The following is a 23,887-nucleotide window of genomic DNA, read 5'->3' as shown; positions in this document are numbered from 1 at the left end:
AAGGGAGACGGCCATGGAATCGACGTTTCGCGGGGTGTTCCTCACCTGCACCGACCCCGAGGCGACCGCCGCCTTCTACCGCGAGATCGCCGATCTTCCACTCGAGACGGCAGGCGATGAGGACTACACGTACTTCGTCATCGATGCCGAGGGAATCCAGATCGCTCTCCACGGGGCGGAGGCGTTCGCCGACTACGCGTTCCCGCCCGTGGCCGAGTCGAATCTCACCCATCTGTACTTCCGAATCCCCGATCAGGCGGAGTTCCTCGAACGGATCAAGGGAACGGGTGTGCCGCTCATCGAGGTCGACGAGGTCGTCGTCACCGTCGAGGACCCCGATGGTCGGAAGGTCATGTTCGGTACGGCGTGAGGGGTGGTCGGGTCGGTCATGGCTGCAGGGCGTCCCTCACGCGCTCGGCTCGTAGGCCGAGTAGGTGACGCCGCTCGGGAAAGCCTTCGAGTCGATGAGCGTGAGCCGAGGCGGCCTGGCCGAGTGTGCTCCGTCGTGGAAGTATCCGCGTCCGCGGCCCTGCCATACGGGGTAGGTGAACATCCGATACTCGTCGACGAGGCCCTCCGAGATGAGTTCGTGGGCGAGAGTGATGCTGCCGGTGACGATGATGTCGCGGCCCGGTTGCTCGCGCAGGTGCGCGACCGCCCGCATCGGATCTTCGCTGATGATCTGCGTGTTCTGCCAGCCGGGTTCCGTCAGCGTCGATGACACGACGCGTTTGTCGACCTGGTCCAGTTGGGCCGCAACCCCGGTTGTGTCATCCGTGACCAGCGGCCAATAGCTGCGGAAGTCCTCGAAGGTCTGCCGACCGAGCAGCAGCACGTCCTCGTTCGCGGACTGCCGCATGAGTTCGGCCGTGAGCTCCTCGTCCTGGGCCTGCGGGTCGAACCAGTCGTCGAGCATCTCTACGCGGCCGTCGAGGGTGGTGTTCTGAGTGATGATGATGCGCACGGTCGGTCTCCTCATCGAGTGGCGCGGGTGATCAACTTTACTTGCCGGCAGTGACCGGCAACAAGGGTGCGCACACGCCGAAGCGAGCATAGATTGGTATCAGCATCCGGCTGGAGCCGCCCGCATCGAAGCGAGCCGTCCACCACCCGCCCCGACAATGAGGAGCCCCATGACCACCCCCGATTTCCGCACCGAAGCTCAGGGCCACCTCGGCGAACTCATTTCCCTGCGCCGAAAGCTCCACGCGAATCCCGAACTCGGCTACGATCTTCCCTTCACGCAGCGCACGGTGCTCAACGAACTCGCCGGGCTGGGACTTGAGATCACCACTGGCCAGTCGCTCACCTCGGTGGTGGCCGTCCTCAAGGGCGGCAAGCCCGGGCCCGCGGTGCTGCTGCGCGGAGACATGGACGCCCTGCCCGTCGCCGAGGACACCGGGCTGGACTTCGCGTCGACGAACGGGAACATGCACGCGTGCGGGCACGACCTGCACACGGCCGGCCTCGTCGGCGCCGCCCGCCTGCTCGCCGCTCACCGGGAGGAGCTGCCCGGCTCGATCATCTTCATGTTCCAACCCGCCGAGGAGGTCGAGGGCGGGGCCGAACCGATGATCGCCGAGGGCGTGCTCGAGGCCGCCGGCGTCCCCGTCGTCGCGGCCTACGGGATCCACGTCGAAGCCGATGTGCGGGGTCGTTTCACGACGAAGGGCGGCCCGCTCATGGCCGGATTCGCCGATCTCACCGTCACCATCCACGGCGCCGGCGGGCACAGCAGCCAACCGCAGGCGACCCGAGATCCCGTGCCCGTCCTCGCCGAGGTGGTGCTGGCGCTGAATACGATGACCGGCCGGTCCTTCGACATCTTCGACCCCGTCGTCGTCTCGGTCACCCAGCTCGAAGCCGCGCAGGCGAGCAACGTCATCCCGGACTCGGCGAAGCTCACCGCCTCCATCCGCTTCCTCTCGGCCGAATCTCTGGGACTGATGCAGGAGCGGGTGACCGAGATCGCCGAGAACATCGCCAGAGCACATCGCTGCACCGCCGAGGCGGACTTCCAGGTGGGATTCCCCGTGACCGTGAACAATCCCGCCGAGTCAGCGGTCGCGCTCGAACGCTTGGGCTCGGTCTTCGGAGCCGAGCGGGTCGTCGAGATGGAGCATCCGCGAATGGGGTCCGAGGACTTCTCCTTCGTGCTGCAGAGAGTGCCCGGCACGTTCGTCTTCCTCGGCGCGACGCCCGAAGGCATCGACCCCGACGCGGAGACGAACCACTCGCCGCGCGTGCAGTTCGACGACGGTCTGCTCGGCGACCAGGCCGCGGCGCTCGCTCACTTGGCGTTCGCGCGGCTGGAGGATGAGCGGGGCTGAGGGCCAGTTGCGGAAGCCAAATATAGGTCGTAACCGGATACTTTCAGAGCCTCCTGAGTATCCGGTTACGACCTATATTTCGGCGCGCACTATCCGAAAGCGACCACTTTTCGCAGAGTAGCCCGTGGGCTGCGGCCTCGGTGGTCATTCTGGTCACGGTCGATTCGAAATTCTGTGACCAGAATGACCACCTAGAGCCCGTGAAACGTAACTCAGGCGGAGATGAGGCCGTGTGGGTCGAGGACGAACTTCTTCGCCACGCCCGAATCGAAGTCCGCGTAGCCCTGCGGGGCATCCTCGAGGCGGATCGGTGTTGCGTTGACGTTCTTCGCGATCGAGACCTTGTCGTGCAGGATCGCCTGCATCAGTCCCCGGTTGTACTTCATCACCGGGCACTGGCCGGTGACGAACACATGCGACTTTGCGAAGCCGAGGCCGAAGCGCATCGACAGCGACCCTTCCTTGGCCGCCTCGTCCGGAGCTCCCGGGTCGCCAGTGACATAGAGACCGGGGATGCCGAGGCTGCCGCCGGCCCGCGTGATGTCCATGAGCGAGTTGAGCACCGTCGCCGGCGCCTCGTGGCTGGCGTCCTTGCCGTGCCCGCGGGCCTCGAAGCCGACGGCGTCGATTCCGCAGTCGACCTCGGGCTCGCCGAGGATCTGCTCGATCTGGTCCTTCGGGTCACCCTTGGACACGTCGACCGTCTCGCAGCCGAATCCGCGGGCTTGGGCCAGACGGTCTTCGTTGAGATCGCCGACTATGACGCATGCGGCACCGAGCAGATGCGCCGAGGTGGCTGCGGCGATTCCGACCGGACCGGCACCGGCGACGTAGACCGTCGAACCCACACCGACGCCGGCGCTGACGGCACCGTGGAAACCGGTGGGGAAGATGTCCGAGAGCATTGTGAGGTCGAGGATCTTCTCCATCGCCTGGTCCTTGTCCGGGAACTTCAGGACATTCCAGTCGGCATAGGGCACGAGCACATATTCGGCCTGTCCGCCGACCCATCCGCCCATGTCGACATAGCCGTAGGCCGAACCCGGACGGTCGGGGTTGACGTTGAGGCAGATTCCGGTCTTGCCCTCCTTGCAGTTGCGGCAGCGACCGCAGGAGATGTTGAAAGGAACGGAGACGAGGTCACCGACCTTGACGAACTCGACGTCGCGGCCGACCTCGACGACCTCCCCGGTGATCTCGTGCCCGAGCACGAGGCCCTCCGGAGCAGTCGTGCGGCCCCGGACCATGTGCTGGTCGGAGCCGCAGATGTTCGTGGCCACTGTCTTGAGGATGACGCCGTGATCGACCTTGCGGCCGACGTTCGCCGGGTTGACCCCGGGCCCGTCCTTGAGGACGAATTCCGGGTAGTCGGTGTCGACGACTTCGACCTTCCCGGGACCGGCGTAGCTGATTGCCCTATTGCTCATCGTTGAGCCTCCATGAGTGCGAATGCGTGGGAGTTCGACATGTGAGTGTGACGGACGGGAGTCCATCGATCTCACTGAAATATCAGTCTGACATCAGACTTAGAAGCAGTCTCGCCGTCCAGATCGGACTCTGTCAAGCCCCGGGCCGAAGTTCATTCGAGGCCGGCGAATTCGTCACCTCCGCCGGGCGCGATCCTCGTCAGGCGTCGTCGCGCAGGCGCGTGGAGAGGATGTACTGGGAGGTCGTACGCAGATGCTGCAGGGAATCCCGGATGAGCGGCGACCGGCGGCTGCCGGCGCGCATGGCGGCGATGATCTTCCGGCTCAGTCGACCGGATCCGGTCAGGCGGACGCGACTGACGTTGTCCTCGCCGGCGAGGCTGGCGAGTCGCGGCAGCAGGCTGACCCCGATGCCGGCGCCGACGAGGGCGGCCGAGGTCTCCCATTCGGCCGACTCGTGCGCCACCGACGGCGTCACTCCCGCTGCCGTGAACGCTGCGACGAAGAGTGAGTGATAGGGCGAGCCCGGGCCGGCCGTGATCCATTCCTCCCCGGCGAGCTCGCCCAGTGTCACCGACTCCCGCCGTGCCACCGGGTGGTCGGAGGGGACCATGACGTCGAGCGGGTCGTCGAGGAGGTCGACGCTTTCGAAGCGCGTATCCTCTTCGACCTGCACATGGCCCTGCATGGACACGATGACGGCCAGGTCGATGCGCTCGGCGACGAGGAGTTCGAAGCAGCGGGTCGGGCTGGCTTCGACCACATGGACGCGGACCTCGGGTCGGCTGGTGCGCAGCTTCGCGGCCAGGGGTGCGAGGAGGTTCGACGAAGCGGTCGAGAATCCCCCGATGCCGAAGTGCCTCGGGGCCTGGTCTCCGGCACTCAGGGCACCGGCGCGGATGTCCTCCCACACCGCTGCGAGAGCATCCGAACGGCGTACCAGGTAGCGGCCGGTCGACGTCAGCCGCAGGCTGCGCCCGTCCTTGACCAAGAGCGTCATGCCCAAGGAATGCTGCAGGTCTCGAAGCTGCCCGGACACCGCCGAGGGAGAGTATCCGGTGAGTTCGGCGGTGGCGGCGATGGTGCCGCATTCGGCGAAGGTGCGCAGGGTGGTCAGCCGCGGATCGATCATGGTCACGATTATGCATTGATTCCGCACGGTATGAAACAGAATCTCGCGCTTTTCCTGCAGGGTGAAGCTCGCTAATGTGTCATCCGTGATCGAGCTCACCGGGTTCGAGGACAGTGGTCGAAGGGGCGTAGGCAGCGTCGTGAGACCACGATCGGCAGACATCAAGGGAGATGAGAATTGACCGCTACCAATCTGGCACCGACGAAGAAGGGCTTCCCCGCCGGATTCACCGAGGACAGACTCGATGAGGCCCGTATCCGGCTCGACACCCGTCGGACCGGCTTCTCGCTCGAAGCGCCGTTCTACACGGACCCGAACCTGTTCAACCTCGACATGCAGGGCGTCTTCGGCCAGCACTGGGTCTTCGCCTGCAGCGTCGCCGAGATCCCCGAGCCCGGCGACTACGTCACCCTCGACTACGGGCCGTACTCGATCATCGTCCTCCGCAACGACGACGGCGGCGTCAACGTCATCCACAATGTGTGCCGGCATCGCGGCGCTCGCGTACTCACGGAGTCGCAGGGAACGACGGGCAACCTCGTCTGCGGCTACCACTCGTGGACCTATTCTCCCGAGGGCGACCTCATCCACGCCTCGGCGCCGGGAGAGATGACCTTCGACAAGTCCTGCTATTCGCTCAAGCGCGCCCACGGCAAGATCGCCGCCGGACTCGTGTTCATCTGCCTGGCCGAAGAACCGCCGACGGACTTCCACGAGACGGCGAAGATCTTCGAACCCTATGTCGCCCCGCACGAGCTGGAGAAGACGAAGGTCGCCTACCAGCAGAACATCGTCGAAGAGGGCAACTGGAAGCTCGTGATGGAGAACAACCGCGAGTGCTACCACTGCGACGGCCACCCCGAACTCGCCTGCTCGCTGTTCCCGACCTGGGGCCTGACCGACGAGACCATCCCGCCGCACCTCGAAGACGTCTGGGACCGCAATCAGCAGGCCCAGGCCTCCCTCGAGTACCGCTGCCGCCGCTACGGTCTGCCCTACGAGGTCGTCGAAGAGCTCGACACCCGCGTCGGCGGCATCCGCATCTCTCGCGAATCGCTCGACGGCGCCGGTGAGTCGTTCTCTGCCGACGGGCGCCGGCTGTCGAAGAAGCTGCTCGGCGATCTGCCGGATTTCCGCCTCGGGCGCTGCTCGATGCACCTGCAGCCGAACTCCTGGTTCCACCTCCTCGGCGATCACGTCATCACCTTCGCGGCGTTCCCGATCAGTGCGACCAAGACGCTCGTGCGCACCACTTGGCTCGTCGCCGACGACGCCGTCGAAGGCGTCGACTACGACCTCGAATCGCTCACGCACACCTGGAAGCAGACGAACCTGCAGGACAAGAACTTCGTCGAACTCTGCCAGAAGGGAGCGGCGAGTCCGTTCTACGAGCAGGGTCCGTACATGAAGAGCGAATACCAGGTCGAGGCCTTCATCAGCTGGTACGTGCAGCGGATGCGGGAGCACGTGGGATGAGGTCCTCCGCCGTGCCCGCGCTGCCGCTGGCCCAGCGGGTGCGCGGACTGGAGATGCCGTGGAACCGGGTGCTCTCGAGCGCCACGGGTCCGGCCGGAGCCGCCACCGCGCTCGGTCCCTGGCACCCGCAGGAGTTCGCCGCCGAATGTGTGGAGACCATCCCCGAGGCGGGAGGAATGATGGTCTTCGTCTTCCGTCGCATGGACGGGGCGCCCTTGGCCTTCCGCTCGGGCCAGTACATCAACATCGACTTCCCCATCGACGGTCCGGGCGCCGAACCGGTGTCCCGCAGCTATTCGATCTCGTCGGCCCCGACCGAACCCTGGACGTTCTCGATCACCATCAAACGCGACCCCGAGGGCAGGGTCTCGCCCTGGGTACACGACAACATCCGCCCCGGCACGACCCTGGACATGCTCGGCCCGGTCGGCGCCTTCCACCTGGCCGACTACGATCGGCGGGCCCGATTCCTGCTGCTCGCGGCAGGAGCCGGGATCACCCCGCTGATGTCGATGGTCCGGACCGTCCACTCGCTGCCCGGACAGGCCGATGTCGTCCTCCTGTACCACGGTGCGGCCCCTGATTCCTTCGCCTTCTCCGAGGAACTCGACTTCCTCGCGAACGTGGACTTCCGGATCAAGGTCATCTACTGCCTCGGCGATCGGAAATGCGGCGAGGAATGGGAAGGACGGACCGGACGACTGTCGGCGTCGCTGCTCGACGAGCTCGTCCCCGACGCCAACGGTCGGCAGGTCTTCGCCTGCGGCCCGGAAGGGTACCTCAATTCCGCGACCGACCTGCTGCGCGACGTCGGCGTCGACGACACCTCGGTGTTCATGGAATTCTTCTCCGGCGACCGCGAGATCCGCGCCGAATACGCCGAGGAAGTCGCCATCGCCGGCGAGATCGCCGAGGAGATCGCGGCCTCGACCGAGGAGTACTTCGAGTCCCAGCCGGTAGCGCTGGACATGTACGAACCCGAATACGACGCCGCCGGTCCGGTCGAGGCCGTCGGAGCGCCGACCGAAGCGGTCGACGCCCAGGCGGTCGTGCCCGTCGAGGACGAGGTCGAGATCGAGGTCGTCGGCGTCACCGATGAGAACCCCGCCGAGCCGGGGTCCGATTCAGCGACCGACGCTGGGTCCGCGGTCCCGGCTGGGGACGGGGCGGCCGCCTCGGCGGGGGAGTCGGGCGAAGATGACGAAATCGCCGTCGTCGACCCGGCCGCACTGCCTACTGTGGGTCAGGGAGAGCACACGATGTCGTTCGTGCGCACCGGCCTCAACGTATGCGTCGGGGAGGACGAGACGGTCCTCCATGCCGCGCGGAAAGCGGGGGTGAAGATCCCCGCGAACTGTCAGGAGGGCATGTGCGGGTCCTGCAAGGTCGTCAAGCTCGACGGCGAAGTCGACATGAACCACCAGGGCGGTATCCGCGCCCGCGAGATCGAGGCGGGCAAATTCCTGCCCTGCTGCTCGACGGCGAAGTCCGACCTCGTCATCGACGCCTGAGCCGCGGTCACGGCCCGGCCGTCCGATGCGATATCAGCCCCCACAATCTTCACCACTAAGGAGTACTCAGTGCCGAACTCATCACCTCGAGTCGTCATCATCGGAGCCGGCATCGTCGGCGCCAACCTCGCCGACGAACTCGCGCAGCTGGGCTGGACCAACACGCTCGTCATCGAGCAGGGCCCGCTCGACATCCCCGGCGGGTCGACCTCGCACGCACCGGGGCTCGTCTTCTCCTCGAACCCATCGAAGTCGATGACCGAGTTCGCGCAGTACACGATCGACAAGCTCACCTCGCTGACCGGACCCGACGGTCGCGGCTCGTTCCTGCCCGTCGGCGGACTCGAGATCGCGACGAACTCCGACCGGCTGCAGGACCTGCACCGACGGGCCGGCTGGAACCGGTCCTACGGGGTCGAAGCCGACGTCATCGACGCCGACGAGTGCGCAAAGCTCTTTCCCATGCTCGACCGGGACATGGTCCACGGCGGGCTGCTCACCCCCGGCGACGGGCTCGCGCTGGCCGCGAAAGGCACCCAGCTCGTCATCGAACGCGCCCGTGCCGCCGGAGTCGAATTCCGCGACCGGACCACCGTCACCGACATCGAGACGACCGGGGGCAGGGTCAGCGCCGTCATCGCCGGTGACGACCGGATCCCCGCCGACATCGTCGTCTCCTGCGCCGGATTCTGGGGGCCGAAGATCGGTGAGATGGTCGGCACCCCGATCCCGCTGCTGCCGCTGGGGCATCAGTTCGCCTGGACCACAGAGGTGCCCTCGCTCATCGGCAAGAACGAGAAGCCGGCCGGTGCGCAGGCCCCGATCCTGCGCTACCAGGACAAGGACCTGTACTACCGCGAATGGGGAGAGCGGATCGGCATCGGCTCCTATGCTCATCGCCCGATGCCCGTCGATCTGGACACCCTGCCGACCTACGATCCCGACGAGATCACCAGCGAACGGATGCCGTCGAGCCTCGAGTTCACTCCGGACGACTTCGCCCCCGAGTGGGAGGCGACGAAGACTCTGCTGCCCGAACTCGCTCAGACGCAGATCCAGCGCGGCTTCAACGGCATCTTCTCGTTCACCCCTGACGGCGGTTCGCTGGTCGGACAGTCCCGTCAGGTCGACGGATTCTTCGTCGCCGAGGCGGTGTGGGTGACTCATGGTGCGGGCATCGCCCGCGCCGTGGCCGAGCTCATCGCCGAAGGACGGTCGAAGACCGACCTGTCAGGCATCGATCTCAACCGTTTCGAGGATGTGCAGACGACACCGGACTACGTCAGCGAGACCTCGCAGCAGAACTTCGTCGAGATCTACGACATCATCCACCCTCTGCAGCCACGGGTCTCCCCGCGTGACCTGCGCTCGAGCCCGTTCCGGAGGCAGCAGGAGGAGCTCGGTGCGTTCTTCCTCGAGACCTCCGGTTGGGAGCGGCCGCACTGGTTCGACTCGAATGCTGCCCTGCTCGAGGAAATGCCCGCGGAATGGGCGGCGCCGGAGCGGGACGCCTGGGCGGATCAGTTCCATTCGCCCATCGCCGCGGCCGAGGCGTGGAAGACGCGCACCTCGGTGGCGATGTTCGATATGACCCAGCTCAAACGCTTCGAGGTCACCGGCCCCGGTGCCGGTGAACTGCTGCACGGGATGACCACCTCGTCGATGCTGCGCAAACCGGGAGCGGTCAGCTACACGCTGCTGCTCGATGAGGCCGGCGGCATCACGAGCGACATCACGGTCGCGATCCTCGACGAGGAGACCTATCAGGTGGGAGCGAACTCGAACATCGACCTCGCCGCCATCTCTCGGGCGGCAAAGCACCAGTCGGCCGTCGACCCGTCGAAGTGGGTGACCGTACGCGAGACGACCCCGGGAACCTGCTGCATCGGGCTGTGGGGCCCCCTGGCCAGGGACGTCATCGCGAAGGTCACCGACGAGGACTTCAGCGACGCCGGGCTCAAATACTTCCGCACGAAGCCCGCAGTGCTCGGAGGCGTGCCCGTCACGGCGATGCGCCTGTCCTATGTCGGTGAGCTCGGCTGGGAGATCTACACCTCGGCCGACCTCGGTTCGCGGCTGTGGGACGTGCTGTGGGAAGCCGGAGAGGAGTTCGGCATCATCGCCGGCGGACGCGAAGCCTTCAACTCGATGCGCCTGGAGAAGGGGTTCCGGTCCTTCGGCACCGATATGACCAGCGAACACGAACCGGTCCAGGCTGGACTCGGGTTCGCTGTGAAGGCCTCGAAGACCGACGACTTCATCGGCAAGACTGCGTTGGCCGAGCGGGCGGCGGCCGCGGCCACGAAGCTGACCTGCCTGACGCTTGACGTACCGTCCGATGTCGTACTCGGCATGGAACCGGTGTACGTGGTCGGTGGGTCGGGTGTCGCGGACGGCGGGACCGCCTCGGCGAAGTCGGACGGAGCGGTCGGGACGGGTGTCGCGGACGGCTACATCACCTCGGCGGCGTACGGATACACGATCGGGAAGTCGATCGCCTACGCCTGGCTGCCGAACACTCTGTCGGTCGGTGACGCCGTGGAGATCGAGTACCTCGGCCGTCGCCTGCCGGCCACGGTGACCGCGGAGCCGCTCTTCGACCCCGAGATGACGCGCCTCAAGGGGTAAGCGGGGAAGCGCCAGTGGGCAGCTGCAGCCCGTGCGGCAACGGCGACGATGGCCGAGCTCGGGACGGCCGGGAGGGATGCGGGCAGAGGCAGTGTTTGAGGTCACTCCGCCGAGGCGAAACCGCTGATTCAGCGAAATCGCCTCGGCGGAGTGACCTCATTCAAAGAGGAGGGGCGTTTGCCGGAGCGGCAGGTTCCGAGTCGCGGCTGCGAGTGGGAAATGGACGGCCAGCCATGACACCGATGTTCCATATGGTGGATTTTTGTTGACCGACTGATGGGACCGGGAAAGTATGAGGGGACAGTGCTCGTGCAGAGCGCTCGCCTTGGACAAGGAGTTGCGAACACCGGTCCCAGGCACCCCGCGAGCCCGGTACCCGAAGGAGTGTCCATGTCCTCACCTGCAATCATCGGTTGGTCCCACGGCAAGTTCGGCCGGTCCGAATCACCGCTGCCCCAGATGATGGCCGACGTCGCCCGCGACGCCATCGCCGAGGCGGGACTGGGACCGGCCGACATCGACGTCATCCACGTCGGCGTCTTCAACAATGGACTCTCCCGCCAAGGCTTCGAAGCCGCCCTGCCGGGCACCGTGTTCCCCGAACTCGCCCGCACACCTGCCCACCGGCACGAGAACGCCTGCGCCACCGGCTCCGCAGCCATCTTCGCCGCCCACGACTCCATCGCCGCCGGCCGCCACAAGACTGCCCTGGTCATCGGCGCCGAGCGGATGACCCAGGCCTCCGGCCACGACGTCAACGAAGTGCTGCTCAGTGCCAGCTTCCGGGAAGAGGAGGAGCACTTCAAGTCTTTCGCCGGAGTCTTCGGCGAGATCGCCCGCCAGTACTTCGACCGCTACGGCGACCACTCGGAGGCGCTGGCGAAGATCGCCGCGAAGAACCACGCCAACGGATCGCAGAACCCGCTGGCGCACATGCAGAAGGACCTCGGGTTCGAGTTCTGCAACACCATGAGCGAGAAGAACCCGTACGTCGCCGAACCCCTGCGCCGCACCGACTGCTCGATGGTCTCCGACGGAGCCGTGGCACTGGTCCTGGCCGCCGAGGATGTCGCCGCCTCAGCCCCGCAGGCCGTGTCCTGGCGAGGCATGGGCAACGCCAACGACGTCCTGCCGCTGTCCCAGCGCGACCCCCTGGAGATGGCCGGCGCCCGAGCCGCCATGGAACAGGCACTGAGTACCGCCGGCATCGGCATCGACGAGCTCGACTTCCTCGAGACCCACGACTGCTTCACGATCGCCGAACTCCTCGAATACGAAGCCTTCGGACTCGCCGCCCCCGGCCACGGCCACACCCTGCTCGACGACGGCGCCACCGACGTCGGCGGCCGGCTGCCGGTCAACCCCTCCGGCGGACTCAAAGCCAAGGGCCACCCCATCGGTGCCACCGGTGTGTCCATGCACGCCCTCGCCGCAGCCCAGCTGACCGGCCGCTCACCCGGCATCCAGATCGAGGCCCCGGAACTCGCCGGCGTCTTCAACATGGGTGGTGCGGCCGTGTCGAACTTCGCCTCCGTCCTCGAACGCGTCCGCTGATGCGCGCCATCTCCCAGACCTCCCCGGCGAAGGATTTCACGCCCACGCATCGGCGCGGGGTCAACGTCTCTCACTTCCTCACCCAGACCGCCCGGCGTCTGCCCGACCGGCTCGCCGTCGTCGACGACGATCACGGGCAGCGCTGGACCTGGGCCGAACTCGACGCCCGCGCCGAGGCGCTCGCCGCCGCCCTGCAGGCCGGTGGCGTCGGCCGCCGCGACACCGTCCTCCTCGTCTCGGCCAACCACGCCGAGGTGGTCCAGTCCTTCTGGGGGATTCTGCGCTCTGGCGGCGTCATCGCCCCACCGAATGCGGCCCTGTCGACCGAGGAGCTGCTCGGCATCAGCGCCGAGGTGGCCCCCGCCGCCGTCATCGCCGACCGTTCCCATTCAGACTTCGTCACGGCGCTCAAGGACACCGGCTTCACCGGCCTCGTCCTGTGGGTCGGGGAGCTGCCCAGCGGCATCGAGGCGGTCGATTCCACCGAGTCGGCCGGAACCGAGGGAGCTCCCGTGATCCCCGTCGACTCGGCGGTCGAGGAGGACGACCCCTGCTGGTACTTCTTCACCTCCGGGTCGACCGGCCGACCCAAGGCCGCGACGTTCACGCACCGCCACCTCGGCGCGGTGCTGATGAACCACCGCTGCGACCTCTTCCCCAATGAGGATGAGACCGGAGCCTCCCTCGTGCTCGCGCCGCTGTCGCACGGGGCGGGCATCCACATGCTCGGGCAGGTCTTCGGCGGCACTCCGTCGATCATCCACCCCGGTGGCAAACCCAGCGTGGAGTCCCTGTGGCCGGCCATCGATGCCTACGGAATCACCAACGCCTTCACCGTCCCGACGATTCTCAACCGCATCGCCGCCGGCTACCCGACCGGCCGGGGGCCCGAGGACCACACCCTTGAGCGCGTCATCTACGCCGGAGCCCCGATGCTCGCCGCCGACCAAGCCCGGGCCCTCGACCGACTCGGACCCTGCCTCGTCCAGTACTTCGGACTCGCCGAGGTGACCGGAGCGATCACGATCCTCCGCCCCGAGGATCACGGAGCCATCCCCGTCGACGACGCCGGAATCGGCACCTGCGGCCGCGCCCGCACCGGAGTCGAGATCGTCATCGTCGACGAAACCGGCACGCAGCTGCCCGCAGGCGTTCAGGGCGAAGTCTGCGTGGCCGGACCGACCGTGTGCGCCGGCTACCTCGGACGCCCCGATGCGAACGCCGAATCCTTCGCCGGAGGACTCTTCCACACCGGCGACGTCGGCTACCTCGACGACCGCGGGTACCTGTTCCTTACCGGCCGGAAGTCCGATATGTACATCTCCGGCGGTTCGAACGTCTACCCCCGCGAGATCGAGGAACTCCTCCTCACCGACACCGAGGTGGCCCAGGCCGTCGTCGTCGGCGTTCCCGACCCGCAGTGGGGCGAGATCGGCGTGGCCGTCATCGAACGTGCGGAGATCTCCGCCGGTGGCGATGCGGAGTTCGGCGCCGGCGGCGAAGAGAGCGACGGGGACGGGGGAGGTGCCGCGGGTGCGAGCAGCATCGGTGACCTGACCGAACGGCTGACCGCGCTGTGCAAGTCGGGACTGGCGAAATACAAGGTGCCCAAGGAGATCCACTTTGTCGAGACCATGCCGGTGACCGCCTACGGCAAACTCGCCCGCAAGGAACTCAAGGCCGAATACTCGCAAGGACGGGGCAGCGCACGATGAACACGACAGAGACGGCAGCCGTGTCAGAGCCGACGGGTAGGTTGGTCGGCACGACGATCATGGCCATCGGCTGCGGCACCCCGGACGGGGCGGTGAACAACGGCTTCGCCGCTGCGATCGGATTCCTGCGCGAGGGAGCGAAAGTCTGCATCGTCGACCGCGACCCGAAGGCGCTTGACGAAGCGACACGGGCCCTCGCCGAGGCGGCTGCCCAGACCGACTCGAACGGCGCGGTCACGATTGAGCGGGGCCACCTCGGTGGGGTTGATCTCGACGCCCAGCTGACCACGGTCGTCGCCGATGTCGGCGACGAAGACTCTCTGGCGGCGGCATTCGCCCACTGCGCCGGCCACCTCGGCGGACCGACCGTGCTCCATTACAACGTCGGCATCGTCGTCAACGGGGGAGTCGACACCCTCGACACCGACGGCTTCAGGCGCGCCCTCGACATCAACCTCACCGGGGCGTTCGCCGCGATCAAACATGCCCTGCCGCATATGCGCGCAGCCGGTCATGGGTCGATCATCACGGTGTCCTCGGTCGGCGGAATGCGCTACATGGGTTATGACTACCCGGCGTATGCGGCGTCGAAGGCGGGACTCATCGAACTGACGAAGGTCGTCGGCGCGCAGTACGCCTCCGAAGGTATCCGCGCGAACTCGATCGCCCCGGGTCTCATCGAGACCCCGCTCATCCATCGTTCGATCTCGGGCCACTATGACTCGGTCGACGACATGCTCGCGGCTCGCCACGCCCAGTCGCCGACGGGGAGGATGGGCCGGCCCGAAGACGTCGCGGATCTCGCGGTGTTCCTCGCCTCGGACGAATCGGCCTACATCAACTCCACGCTCATCCCCGTCGACGGGGGCCTGACCCACTATGCGGGGATGCCGAAACGATGACGGGATGGGCCGCCTCGGCGACGGAGACCCCGACCGCGACGGTTGGGCACGTGAACGCCGAGGCGAGCACCGCCTCGGCGGGGGAGACTTCGACCGCCGCGGTCGGGCACGTAAATGTGAACGACCGGGCCGCCTCGGCGAAGGTATGACCCCGCCGACCACGACACGACAGTGAAATAACGGAAACGAAGGAGGCAATGGTGCCGAGAACACGGACGACGAGGACCATGCTCGTCTGGCCCGCCGTACTGATGGTGTGCGCCCTGCTGCTGGCGGGGTGCGGAACGAACTTCGGCACCACCGACGACGGCAAGCAGCGCTACCGGTGGAAGATGACGGTGACCACGGGCTCGACGAGCACCTGGTACCTTGCGGCGGAGAAGTTCGCCGAGGACCTCGACGAGCAGACCGACGGCCGGATCACGATGAAGGTCTTCGGCAGCGAACGCCTGTCCGCGGGCGAGGCCACGGCCGGAGTCGAACAGCTCATGGACGGGGCGAAGGACTTCTCCTATAACTCGCCGATCATCTACGCCGGCGTCGATCCGCGCTTCGGCGCCGTCACCGCCCCCTTCGTCTTCGACTCCGTCGAGGACGGGCAGAAGGCGCTCGCCGGAGCCGGCGGAGACGTCTACGGCGACTACCTCGCCGAACGCGGAGTGCACCTGCTCGGCTTCGGCGAATCCGGGATGCGGCAGCTGACGAACACGCACCGGCCCATCCACACCCCCGATGACATGCGGGGCCTGAAGTTCCGCATCCCCGGCTTCGGCATGTACACCGACCTCTACCGGCAGATCGGCGCGAACCCGACGACGATGCCCTTCGGCGAGGTCTTCACCGCCCTGCAGCAGGGCGCGATCGACGGTCAGGAGAACCCGATCGACGTCATCTACTCCTCGAACCTGCAGGAGGTCCAGCCGTATCTGACGCTGTGGAACTACTCCTACGACCCGCTCATCCTCGGCATCAACAAGGACCTCTATGACTCCCTGACTCCCGAGGACCAGAAGCTCGTGAGCCGTCTGGCCGCAGATGCCAACGAATTCCAGATCCAGAAGAACCGCGACGGCGAAGAGAAGCTCATCGCCGAACTCGAGGACTCCGGCATGGAGGTCAACGAACTCAGCGACGAGGAGAAGGACGCCTTCCGGGAGAAGCTGGCACCGATCTACGACGAATACCGCAAGGTCTGGGGACCGGACATGGCCCAGGCGTTCATCCCGAAAGGACTGTGAGATGAGAGCCATCAGATTCTTCGAGGACTGGGTCATCATCGCCTCGTTCATGGCGATCGTGCTCGTCACCTTCGTCAACGTCCTCTCCCGCTACATCTTCAAGGCCTCGCTGGCCTTCTCCGAAGAGATCACCATCAACCTCCTCGTCGTGCTCACGATGATGGGAGCCGTCGTCGGGATCCGCCTCGGCGCGCATCTCGGCTTCACCTACCTCGTCGAGAACGCGAAGGGCCGGACCCGCCGCGTCCTGCTCATCACCGGGACCACTCTCATCGTTCTCTTCCTCGCAGTCCTCCTCATCTGGGGCGGCGAGATGACGATCGCGCAGGGACTGCGCGGCCGGGCGACCCCGTCGCTGGGCATCCCGCAATGGCTGTTCACCCTGTCCATCCCCCTGGCCGGCCTGCTCGGAATCTTCCGCAGCATCCAGGCCCTGCGGACGGCTCTGCATGAGGACACCTCCGCCGAGGCGGTAATGGAGAGACTCGCCAGCGAAGCCGCACCGACCATCGACGCCGACGAATTCTCGTCCGAATTCGAAGGAGGCCGCAAATGATCGCGCTACTGCTCTTCGGCAGCTTCTTCCTCTTCCTCGGCCTCGGGATCCCCGTCGCCTTCGCCCTCGGCCTGTCCGCCGTCGTCACACTGATCACCACCGACGGTGTGCAGGTCCTCGACGTCGTGCCCTCGGTGATGTTCCCGTCGATGAGTTCGGGCACGCTGCTGGCGATCCCGTTCTTCATCCTCGCCGGCATCGTCATGCAGTACACCGGCATCTCGCAGCGACTCGTCGACCTCGCGTTCCTCATCTTCGGTCGGTTCAGCCACGGTCTGGCCGCGGTGACGATCATCTCCGCGTTCTTCTTCTCCGCGATCTCCGGATCCGGCCCGGCCACCGTGGCCGCGATCGGTGCGATCCTCATCCCCGCGCTCGTGCGCAACGGATATCAGAAGAAGCACGCCGTCTCCCTCGTCGCGGCCTCCGGGTCGATGGGCATCGTCGTCCCGCCCTCGATCGCGTTCATCATCTTCGCCGTCGTCGCCGCCGAGTTCGGGTCGATCTCGATCTCCCGACTCTTCATCGCCGGCATCGTGCCCGGCATCATCATGGCCGCAGCATTCTTCATCGCCGCCCTGTTCGTCCCGCGGGTGCGTGAGCTGGCCGGTCTGCCGGTGAAGGCCAAGCCCGGCACCGAGGCGGCCGCAGGGTCCGCAGCGACGGTGACGTCTGCGTCCGGTTCGGTCGGTGCCGGTTCGGTCGCGAACGATTCCGCTGGGAACGGTGGTTCGGGTGACGGTGCGGCAGGGGGCAGGACTCAGCTGCTCACGACGAAGGGGAGGACCGCCTCGGCGAGTTCCGGATCCACCGGTTCGGGCGTCGGATCTGTGGATCCGACGGTCACGGTCGACGTCGAAGGCGGGTTCGGCGAGATCATGACCGCGCTGGTCAAGGCGATCCCCGGCCTGCTCATCCCGGTGATCATCCTCGGCGGGATCTACGGCGGAATCTTCACCCCCACCGAGGCGGGAGCCGTCGCATCCGTGTACGCGCTCATCGTCGGGGTGTTCGTCTACCGGGAGCTGACCTGGAAGGACATGCCGAAGGTGTTCCTCCAATCCGGGGTCTCGACCGCGGTCATCATGTTCATCGTCGGCGTCGCCAGCCTCTTCTCCTATGTCATCACCGTCGAAGGGGTGGCCGATCGGATCTCGACGGCAGTGCTGGGCGTGACGGACAACAAGTACCTCATCCTCGCGGCGATCACGATCATCCTGCTCATCGTCGGCGCCTTCGTCGACGCGATCAGCGCGTTCTACCTGTTCATCCCGATCCTCGTGCCGATCCTCATCGGGGTGGGCGTGGACATGACGACGATCGGCGTGTTCATGACCGTCAACCTCGCGATCGGACTGTTCACCCCACCGGTCGGCCTCAACCTCTACGTGGGTGCGGGCATCGGGAAGATCAAACTCGAGGAGGTCGTGCGCGGAGTCGTGCCGTTCCTCATCTGCGCGATCATCGCCCTGCTGCTCATCACCTACATCCCGGCGATCTCGAACTGGCTGCCCGACCTGCTCGGGGTCGGGTAGTCGGGGCCGTTGTCGCGGCATCGGCGCCTTTGCCGGTGCCGGGTGAGTTCGACCTGTCGCCGGACGGCGCTTCACTCAATCTTTCGTCAAGGAGAAACATGGAACCGTATCTGCTCACGAACAAGACCGCGCTGGTCACCGGTGCCGCGCAGGGCATCGGTCTGGCCATCGCATCGGCACTGGCCAAACGGGGCGCCTCGGTCGGGATCGTCGACCTCAAGGGCGCCGAGGAGGCGGCCGCCCGTCTGGCCTCGGAGTACCCGGATCAGCGGTTCGCCGCGTTCTCACTCGACGTCCGCGATGCCGAGGAAGTGACGGCTGCGGTCGGATCGTTCGTCTCGACGTTCGGGGGACTCGACATCCTCGTCAACAATGCGGGCACGGCCGCGCGCATCGGCATCGACGAGATCACCGCCGAGCAGTGGCAGCGTGACATCGAGACCAACCTCGGCGGGACGTTCAACTTCATCAAGGCCGCCGTCCACCCGCACATGTCTGATGCGGGCACCGGTTCGATCATCAACATCTCGTCGATCTCGGGCATCAACGGCGGAGCGGTCTCCGACGGGGAGGCCGGAGCTCGGTCGGGACCGGCCTATGCGGCGAGCAAGGGCGGGATCATCGCGCTGACGAAGTGGGTGGCCAAGGAGTACGGACGGCAGGGCGTCCGCTGCAATTCGGTGGCGCCGGGGCCGGTCGAATCCGCGCTCACCGTCGGACAGACCTACGACACCTCAGGTCAGGCGCTCGATCGGATGGGACGGCCGGATGAGATCGCCGAGGCGGTCGCCTACCTCGCCACCGACGGTGCCGCGTTCACGACGGGACAGATCCTCCGGGTCGACGGCGGGGCCGTGATGTCGTGAGGGCGGCAGTTCGCGTACCGCCGTAGATTCGTTATGTCCGACCTCACGACCGTGGTAAAAGGAAATCCTGTACGAAATCACGGTCAGTATAGGGTTGAGCGATGATTGATGAATTCCTAAAGTTTAGGCATGAGATATACACAACATGCGCTAGACACTTATGCTCACTCGATTGCGTTTCGGAAGGAGCCAAGTCACACCCCCTCTGCTCAGTACGATCCGAAGGTCGCCGAGACGGTGAGTTCTATGCTCTTGGAGATCGAACGCCGTGGGTTGGATGCGGTCCGCAAATACAGCCAGAAGCTCGACAACTATGACGGTGACCTTGAAGTCACTGCTGAGGCTCTCGCTTCGAGCGGTCGTTCACTGCCGAATGACCTGCGCGAAGCCATAGAGCTGGGTTCTGAGCGCACTCGAGCCTTTGCCGCAGAGAGCAGGCGGCATCTCACTGATTTCTCATTCGAGACTGCTCCCGGTGTGACCTGTGGCGTGAAGTATGTGCCGATCGGTCACGTAGGCGCTTATCTACCGGCGGGCCGTTTTCCTCTGACGGCCAGTGCGTTCATGTCCGTCGGAGTGGCGAAGGCGGCCGGTGTTCCTCATGTGTCGGCCGCGACCCCTCCTCAGCCGGATGGGAAGCCCAACAGTGCGGTTCTGTATGCGGCCCACTGCTCGGGCGTCGATCGCACTTTTGTTGTGGGAGGAGTCCAGGCTTTGGCGACCCTCGCCTTCGGGTTGCTGGATGATGAACCGGCAAACATGATCGTCGGTGCAGGGAACGCTTTCGTCGCTGAAGCGAAGCGGCAGCTTTTCGGAAGAGTGGCTATCGATCTTCCTGCCGGTCCTTCAGAGGTGGCGGTCATTGCGGATGACTCGGCTGATCCAGAGATTGTCGCTGCCGACTTGTTGGGGCAGGCGGAGCACGGACCGAATTCCCCGGCGGCCTTGATTACGACATCCAACCGTCTGGCCGATGAGGTCAGCAAGGCGATCGACGATCAATTGTCGACTTTGTCGACGGCAGAGATTGCTGGGGCAGCATGGCGCGACTACGGCTCAATACTCGTCGCGGACAACTGCGAAACGGCCGCTGCTATGATGGACGATCTTGCTCCCGAGCATCTCGAACTGCTCACCAAGGACGACGACTGGTATCATGCCCGGTTGACCAACTACGGTTCGATCTTCATCGGAGAATGGAGCACCGTTGCATACTCGGACAAGGGTATGGCTGGGACGAACCATACGTTGCCAACGGCCGGCGGAGCGAAACACAGTGCGGGATTGTCTGTCTCCCGATTCGTGAAGCCGTTGACGTACCAACGTGTCGAGAAGCCCGCGACTCCGCTGGTCGCAGAAGCGGTGCAGGTCATCTCGGACTCGGAAGGCATGGAGGCGCATTCGCGTACCGCAGCGTACCGCGTGGAGCGTTATCGCGCCTCTGTCTGAACAGTCGAGGCCGATTGCCCCATCGATCCGGACCGAATTCGTTTGGCTCCGGTCGGTGGGGCAATCGTTTCTCTGACCAGTTCGACGATGGTCTTTGTGGCTAGGGATAAGCCGGACCCTTCTCGCTTGATCAGGGCCAGCGTCTCTTCAAACGGTTCGGCGAACTCAAAGGTTCGAACTCCCTTAGGGAGGCGACGGTTGCGTACGAGCGAGGCGCTGACGAGTGTTCCACCGACTCCTGCGGCGACGAGGCTCAGCGCCGACTCGACATGTTCTACTTCGATCGTGGGCTGAGGGCGGACCCCCTCGCCTTGAGCGCGATCCCAAAGCTGGCGTCGGGTAGGGTCATCCCATCCGCTGTGGGCATCGTAGAGAACGAGGTCATCGGCGATGATGTCATCGATCTCTACAGGGCCTGCATTCTTCTCTCGCCGCGTCGTCGCGTAGAGCACCCGGTCGGCGAAGAGCGGTTCCACATCGAGCTCGGTATCTCGAATCGGAAGGACGACCAGGCCGGCCTCAATCTGCCCGTCTCTGACCATACGTGCTACTTCCTCGGAGTTGAGCCCGACCATTCGAATGCGCACACCTGGATGCCGGGTATGGAACGTGAGGACAAGGTCCGATAGGCCGTAATGATTGGCATTCCGGGGGACGCCGAATGTTGCTTCTCCGGACTCCAGTGAGTTGAGTGACCGCATTGAATGTGTCGCCGCCTCGACTGCGCCCAATGCGCTTTCAGCGTGTGTTCGCAACTCGGTCGCGGCGCTGGTCGGTTTCAGGCGCCTCGATCCGCGGACAAACAGCTGTACTCCAAGCTCAGTTTCGAGACGTACTACGAGTTCAGATACTGAAGCTTGAGACACCTCCAATTCTTCAGCGGCTGCGGTGAACGTTCCGAATTCCCACGCGGCTAGAAAAGCACGCAGTTGGCTTAGTGTCATAGGTGAAACCTTTGCTACTCAACAGATTGTCCAGGGTTGTCCTTTGATGCGGATCACAATACCATCGACAACTAGCCAATCGGCCAATTGCCGGATTCCGCGACCAATGATGTGAGCATCGGAGGAACAATGACCGAAACGACCGTCGAAAGTCCAACAGAAAGACCAGTTCTCAAAAAGGCATTGGGAATCTTCGATTCCTATGCCCTAGGCTTCGGTGCAATGATCGGCTTCGGGTGGGTGGTACTCACCAGTGGATGGATAGCCGGAGGCGGCACCTTGGGCGCTGTCATCGCCATGATCGCCGGTGGGCTCATCATGGCAGTGGTCGGATTGGTATACGCCGAATTGACCGCTGCTATGCCGAAGGTCGGCGGTGAACACCACTACCTGATGCGTGGCATGGGAGCGCGATGGTCATTCCTCGGATCATGGGGAATTACGGGTGGATACATCACAATCGTCGCCTTTGAAGCGGTGGCGCTTCCTCGCACAGTCGAATATATTGTGCCCACGCTCGACCACATTCATCTGTGGGAAGTGTTCGGATCGGAAGTCTATTTGACCTGGGCGCTTGTCGGTTCCATTGCCGCAGTCGTCATCACCGGGGTGAACATCATCGGTGTGCGCTCTGCAGGGATCGTGCAAACATTCGTCGTCGTGTTTCTCGTGGCTGTGGGCCTGCTGATGGTATTCGGTTCGTCGAGCCGCGGGACCGTGGAGAACATGCAGCCTCTGTTCACGGATGCGAGCGGTCTGTTTACGGTTCTGATAGTTGTCCCGTTTCTCTTCGTCGGATTTGATGTCATTCCGCAAGCCTCCGAAGAACTCCGAATGCCGCCTCGCCGGATCGGCTTCCTCATCGTCACTTCGGTCCTCATTGCCACGGCCTGGTATGTAATGACGATTCTCACGACTTCCTCGGCGCTCCCCATCGAGGAGCTGGTCGAATCCGACCTGGCAAGTGCTGACGCGATGGGCGCATTATTCGACAGCCGGATCATGTCCAATGTGCTCATCGCGGGAGGAATTGCGGGCATCCTCACTTCTTGGATCGCGCTGCTTCTGGGGGCTTCTCGCCTGCTTCTTGCAATGGGGCAGTCGGGGATGATTCCCGCATGGTTTGGGCGGATCCATCCTAAGTTCAAGACACCATCCAACTCACTCATGTTCGTTGGTGCCCTATCGTTCATCGCCCCATTCTTTGGTGAGGGAATGCTCGGCTGGCTCGTGGACTCGGGTTCACCAAGCATTGTCATCACCTATCTACTGGTCAGCATCGTATTCGTGAAACTGCGGTTTACCGAGCCCCAGATGAATCGGCCGTTCCTCGCTGGTGGACGAAAAGGCGGAATACCACTTGGGATCGTGGCAGTGATCTTCTGTGTCGGGCTCGTTGCCCTCTACATTCCGGGAATGCCGGCATCGATCAGCCCGATGTCGTATATCCTGTTCGGTCTCTGGTGGGCCCTCGGTGCATTCTTCGTGTTGCGCATACCCCGTGGGATCACTGCCGGTGAGGACGCAGAGCAACGTCTGCTGCAGGAGATCTCTCGCAGAAGCGGGAGGTGAACGCTGACCGGGCGGTCGGAAGTCTTTTGAGACAACGGGAACTGTGAAGCGCGCACATCACGGATTGGTTCGCTCAGCTGATTCGGCGGACGAAGAGTTCGAAGGTTACCGCCACCGGGTTGGCACCATTTGCGAGGGCACCCGAGTTGACCTCTCCGGCGACGTCGACGACCTCGCCGGAGAGAATCACTTGAGGGGACGCTCTCTGCGCTCCAGTTACGGTGCCGCTCAGGTGCGTGAACTCGACGGCTGGCCACGGGGCGCTGCCGTTTACGAAAACGGCTCCGGTCGTACTGCCGAGGCTCGCGGTCACCTCGGCGGAGTCGAATCCGGCGTTTCGGCAGACGGCGAGCACCGCCTCGTCGAGGATCTCACCGGGACGGACGCGGGAGACGACGGCATCGGGTGGGGGCGGCGTGGGCACCGCGCTCGTCGTGGACTGCGGAGGCTCCACAGCACGCTCGGCCAGCGCTGACGGGATTGTGCGGGCGGGAGCTGGAGCGAAGGCCGAGAACCCAGTCTCGGGGTCGACCTCGCTGATCAGCCGGGCATCGGACAGAGCGAAGAGCCGAATCCTCAGCCCGGCCGGTCCTGCCGAAGTGCCCGGCAGCAGGTGTCCGCCCTTGGTTTCGCCGTCGGCGCCGGTCCACGAGCCGTGGATGTGGCAGAACGGTGTGCCTTCGCGGAAGCCGATCGTCGCAGATGCGTGGCGCAGCTGAGTGGGGTCGTCGACGATGAACGCCTCGGTGAACGACATCGGGTGCTCGGCGTCGGGACCGTAAGCCGGGTGGACATAGTCGATGCGGCCGAACTGCCCGGAGACGAAGTCGGCCATGATGCCGGGAACAGCGAAGTCCGTCAGACACTGCTCGAGAGCGGCGAACAGGTCCGCGCCCTCCGAGAGTTCGACGAGGTGCTCAGAGCTTCGGGTCGGGACGGAGACGATGCGGGAACTGTGTCGCGGACCCGCGTGGACGACCGCAGTTCCCGGTGCCTTGAATGGGAAGGTCGGCTGCGTCAGTGCTGTCGTCTCGGCTCCATTGCTCATGTCT

Annotated in this window: 20 protein-coding genes; 15 read left to right on the top strand and 5 right to left on the bottom strand. The window is 65.0% G+C overall.

The features are described from left to right. The first annotated feature begins 13 nt into the window (after positions 1 to 13). Positions 14 to 370 (top strand): VOC family protein, encoded by a 357-nt coding sequence (locus FHG09_RS02200; protein WP_152346051.1) that lies wholly within the window; start codon positions 14 to 16, stop codon positions 368 to 370. Positions 371 to 406: 36 nt separating this feature from the next. Here FHG09_RS02200 and FHG09_RS02195 read toward each other — a convergent pair whose 3' ends face one another. Continuing rightward, positions 407 to 964 carry a dihydrofolate reductase family protein gene (locus tag FHG09_RS02195; protein ID WP_227492493.1) on the bottom strand — a complete coding sequence of 186 codons (558 nt, stop codon included), beginning with the start codon at positions 962 to 964 and terminating at the stop codon, positions 407 to 409. Between the two features lie 169 nt (positions 965 to 1,133). Between FHG09_RS02195 and FHG09_RS02190 the strand changes: the two genes are divergently transcribed. After that, on the top strand, positions 1,134 to 2,330 hold the full coding sequence (locus FHG09_RS02190; RefSeq protein WP_152346049.1) for a M20 metallopeptidase family protein: 1,197 nt from the start codon (positions 1,134 to 1,136) through the stop codon (positions 2,328 to 2,330). 212 nt (positions 2,331 to 2,542) lie between these two features. Here the strand turns inward: FHG09_RS02190 and fdhA are convergent, their stop codons facing one another. Beyond that, complete coding sequence (gene fdhA / locus FHG09_RS02185) at positions 2,543 to 3,757, bottom strand: formaldehyde dehydrogenase, glutathione-independent (RefSeq protein ID WP_152346048.1); 1,215 nt, start codon at positions 3,755 to 3,757, stop codon at positions 2,543 to 2,545. Between the two features lie 199 nt (positions 3,758 to 3,956). Then, positions 3,957 to 4,889, bottom strand: coding sequence for a LysR family transcriptional regulator (locus FHG09_RS02180; RefSeq protein ID WP_152346047.1), 933 nt, complete (start codon positions 4,887 to 4,889; stop codon positions 3,957 to 3,959). A gap of 255 nt (positions 4,890 to 5,144) precedes the next feature. On the opposite strand from FHG09_RS02180, the gene FHG09_RS02175 reads away from it, so the two are divergent. From FHG09_RS02175 to hisD, 12 genes are all read left to right on the top strand, one after another. Beyond that, positions 5,145 to 6,365 carry an aromatic ring-hydroxylating oxygenase subunit alpha gene (locus FHG09_RS02175; RefSeq protein WP_227492521.1) on the top strand — a complete coding sequence of 407 codons (1,221 nt, stop codon included), beginning with the start codon at positions 5,145 to 5,147 and terminating at the stop codon, positions 6,363 to 6,365. After that, positions 6,362 to 7,876, top strand: coding sequence for a flavin reductase family protein (locus tag FHG09_RS02170; RefSeq protein ID WP_152346045.1), 1,515 nt, complete (start codon positions 6,362 to 6,364; stop codon positions 7,874 to 7,876). The genes FHG09_RS02175 and FHG09_RS02170 overlap by 4 nt, the downstream gene beginning before the upstream one ends. A 69-nt stretch (positions 7,877 to 7,945) precedes the next feature. Further along, entirely contained in the window at positions 7,946 to 10,504 is a 2,559-nt protein-coding gene (locus FHG09_RS02165) for a GcvT family protein (RefSeq protein WP_152346044.1), read from the top strand. Between the two features lie 390 nt (positions 10,505 to 10,894). Next, a complete protein-coding gene (locus FHG09_RS02160; protein WP_152346043.1) occupies positions 10,895 to 12,058 on the top strand; it encodes a thiolase domain-containing protein in 1,164 nt (387 codons plus the stop codon). Beyond that, a complete protein-coding gene (locus FHG09_RS02155) occupies positions 12,058 to 13,773 on the top strand; it encodes an AMP-binding protein (RefSeq protein WP_152346042.1) in 1,716 nt (571 codons plus the stop codon). Before FHG09_RS02160 ends, FHG09_RS02155 begins: the two co-directional genes overlap by 1 nt. Then, a complete protein-coding gene (locus FHG09_RS02150; RefSeq protein WP_227492492.1) occupies positions 13,770 to 14,675 on the top strand; it encodes an SDR family NAD(P)-dependent oxidoreductase in 906 nt (301 codons plus the stop codon). The genes FHG09_RS02155 and FHG09_RS02150 overlap by 4 nt, the downstream gene beginning before the upstream one ends. Beyond that, positions 14,672 to 14,824 carry a hypothetical protein gene (locus FHG09_RS19695; RefSeq protein WP_193627247.1) on the top strand — a complete coding sequence of 51 codons (153 nt, stop codon included), beginning with the start codon at positions 14,672 to 14,674 and terminating at the stop codon, positions 14,822 to 14,824. Before FHG09_RS02150 ends, FHG09_RS19695 begins: the two co-directional genes overlap by 4 nt. 48 nt (positions 14,825 to 14,872) lie before the next feature. After that, positions 14,873 to 15,913 (top strand): DctP family TRAP transporter solute-binding subunit, encoded by a 1,041-nt coding sequence (locus FHG09_RS02140; protein WP_227492491.1) that lies wholly within the window; start codon positions 14,873 to 14,875, stop codon positions 15,911 to 15,913. 1 nt (position 15,914) lies between these two features. After that, positions 15,915 to 16,469, top strand: coding sequence for a TRAP transporter small permease (locus FHG09_RS02135; RefSeq protein ID WP_152346041.1), 555 nt, complete (start codon positions 15,915 to 15,917; stop codon positions 16,467 to 16,469). Beyond that, a complete protein-coding gene (locus tag FHG09_RS02130; RefSeq protein WP_152346040.1) occupies positions 16,466 to 18,004 on the top strand; it encodes a TRAP transporter large permease in 1,539 nt (512 codons plus the stop codon). Before FHG09_RS02135 ends, FHG09_RS02130 begins: the two co-directional genes overlap by 4 nt. 98 nt (positions 18,005 to 18,102) lie before the next feature. Beyond that, positions 18,103 to 18,870 carry an SDR family NAD(P)-dependent oxidoreductase gene (locus tag FHG09_RS02125; protein ID WP_152346039.1) on the top strand — a complete coding sequence of 256 codons (768 nt, stop codon included), beginning with the start codon at positions 18,103 to 18,105 and terminating at the stop codon, positions 18,868 to 18,870. A 129-nt stretch (positions 18,871 to 18,999) separates the two neighbouring features. Next, positions 19,000 to 20,319 carry a histidinol dehydrogenase gene (gene hisD / locus FHG09_RS02120; protein WP_152346038.1) on the top strand — a complete coding sequence of 440 codons (1,320 nt, stop codon included), beginning with the start codon at positions 19,000 to 19,002 and terminating at the stop codon, positions 20,317 to 20,319. Here hisD and FHG09_RS02115 read toward each other — a convergent pair. Continuing rightward, complete coding sequence (locus FHG09_RS02115) at positions 20,301 to 21,263, bottom strand: LysR family transcriptional regulator (protein WP_152346037.1); 963 nt, start codon at positions 21,261 to 21,263, stop codon at positions 20,301 to 20,303. The two genes, hisD and FHG09_RS02115, sit on opposite strands and share 19 nt — an antisense overlap. A gap of 129 nt (positions 21,264 to 21,392) precedes the next feature. On the opposite strand from FHG09_RS02115, the gene FHG09_RS02110 reads away from it, so the two are divergent. Further along, positions 21,393 to 22,835 (top strand): APC family permease, encoded by a 1,443-nt coding sequence (locus FHG09_RS02110; protein ID WP_152346036.1) that lies wholly within the window; start codon positions 21,393 to 21,395, stop codon positions 22,833 to 22,835. A gap of 73 nt (positions 22,836 to 22,908) precedes the next feature. Here the strand turns inward: FHG09_RS02110 and FHG09_RS02105 are convergent, their stop codons facing one another. After that, positions 22,909 to 23,883, bottom strand: coding sequence for a PCC domain-containing protein (locus FHG09_RS02105; RefSeq protein WP_152346035.1), 975 nt, complete (start codon positions 23,881 to 23,883; stop codon positions 22,909 to 22,911). Positions 23,884 to 23,887: the final 4 nt, after the last annotated feature.

Origin of the sequence: Brevibacterium sp. CFH 10365 (genome assembly GCF_009299785.1) — a bacterium.
GTDB lineage: Bacteria > Actinomycetota > Actinomycetes > Actinomycetales > Brevibacteriaceae > Brevibacterium > Brevibacterium limosum.
Note: the sequence above shows the minus strand (reverse complement) of the source record. Positions and strands in the feature narration are given on the sequence as shown.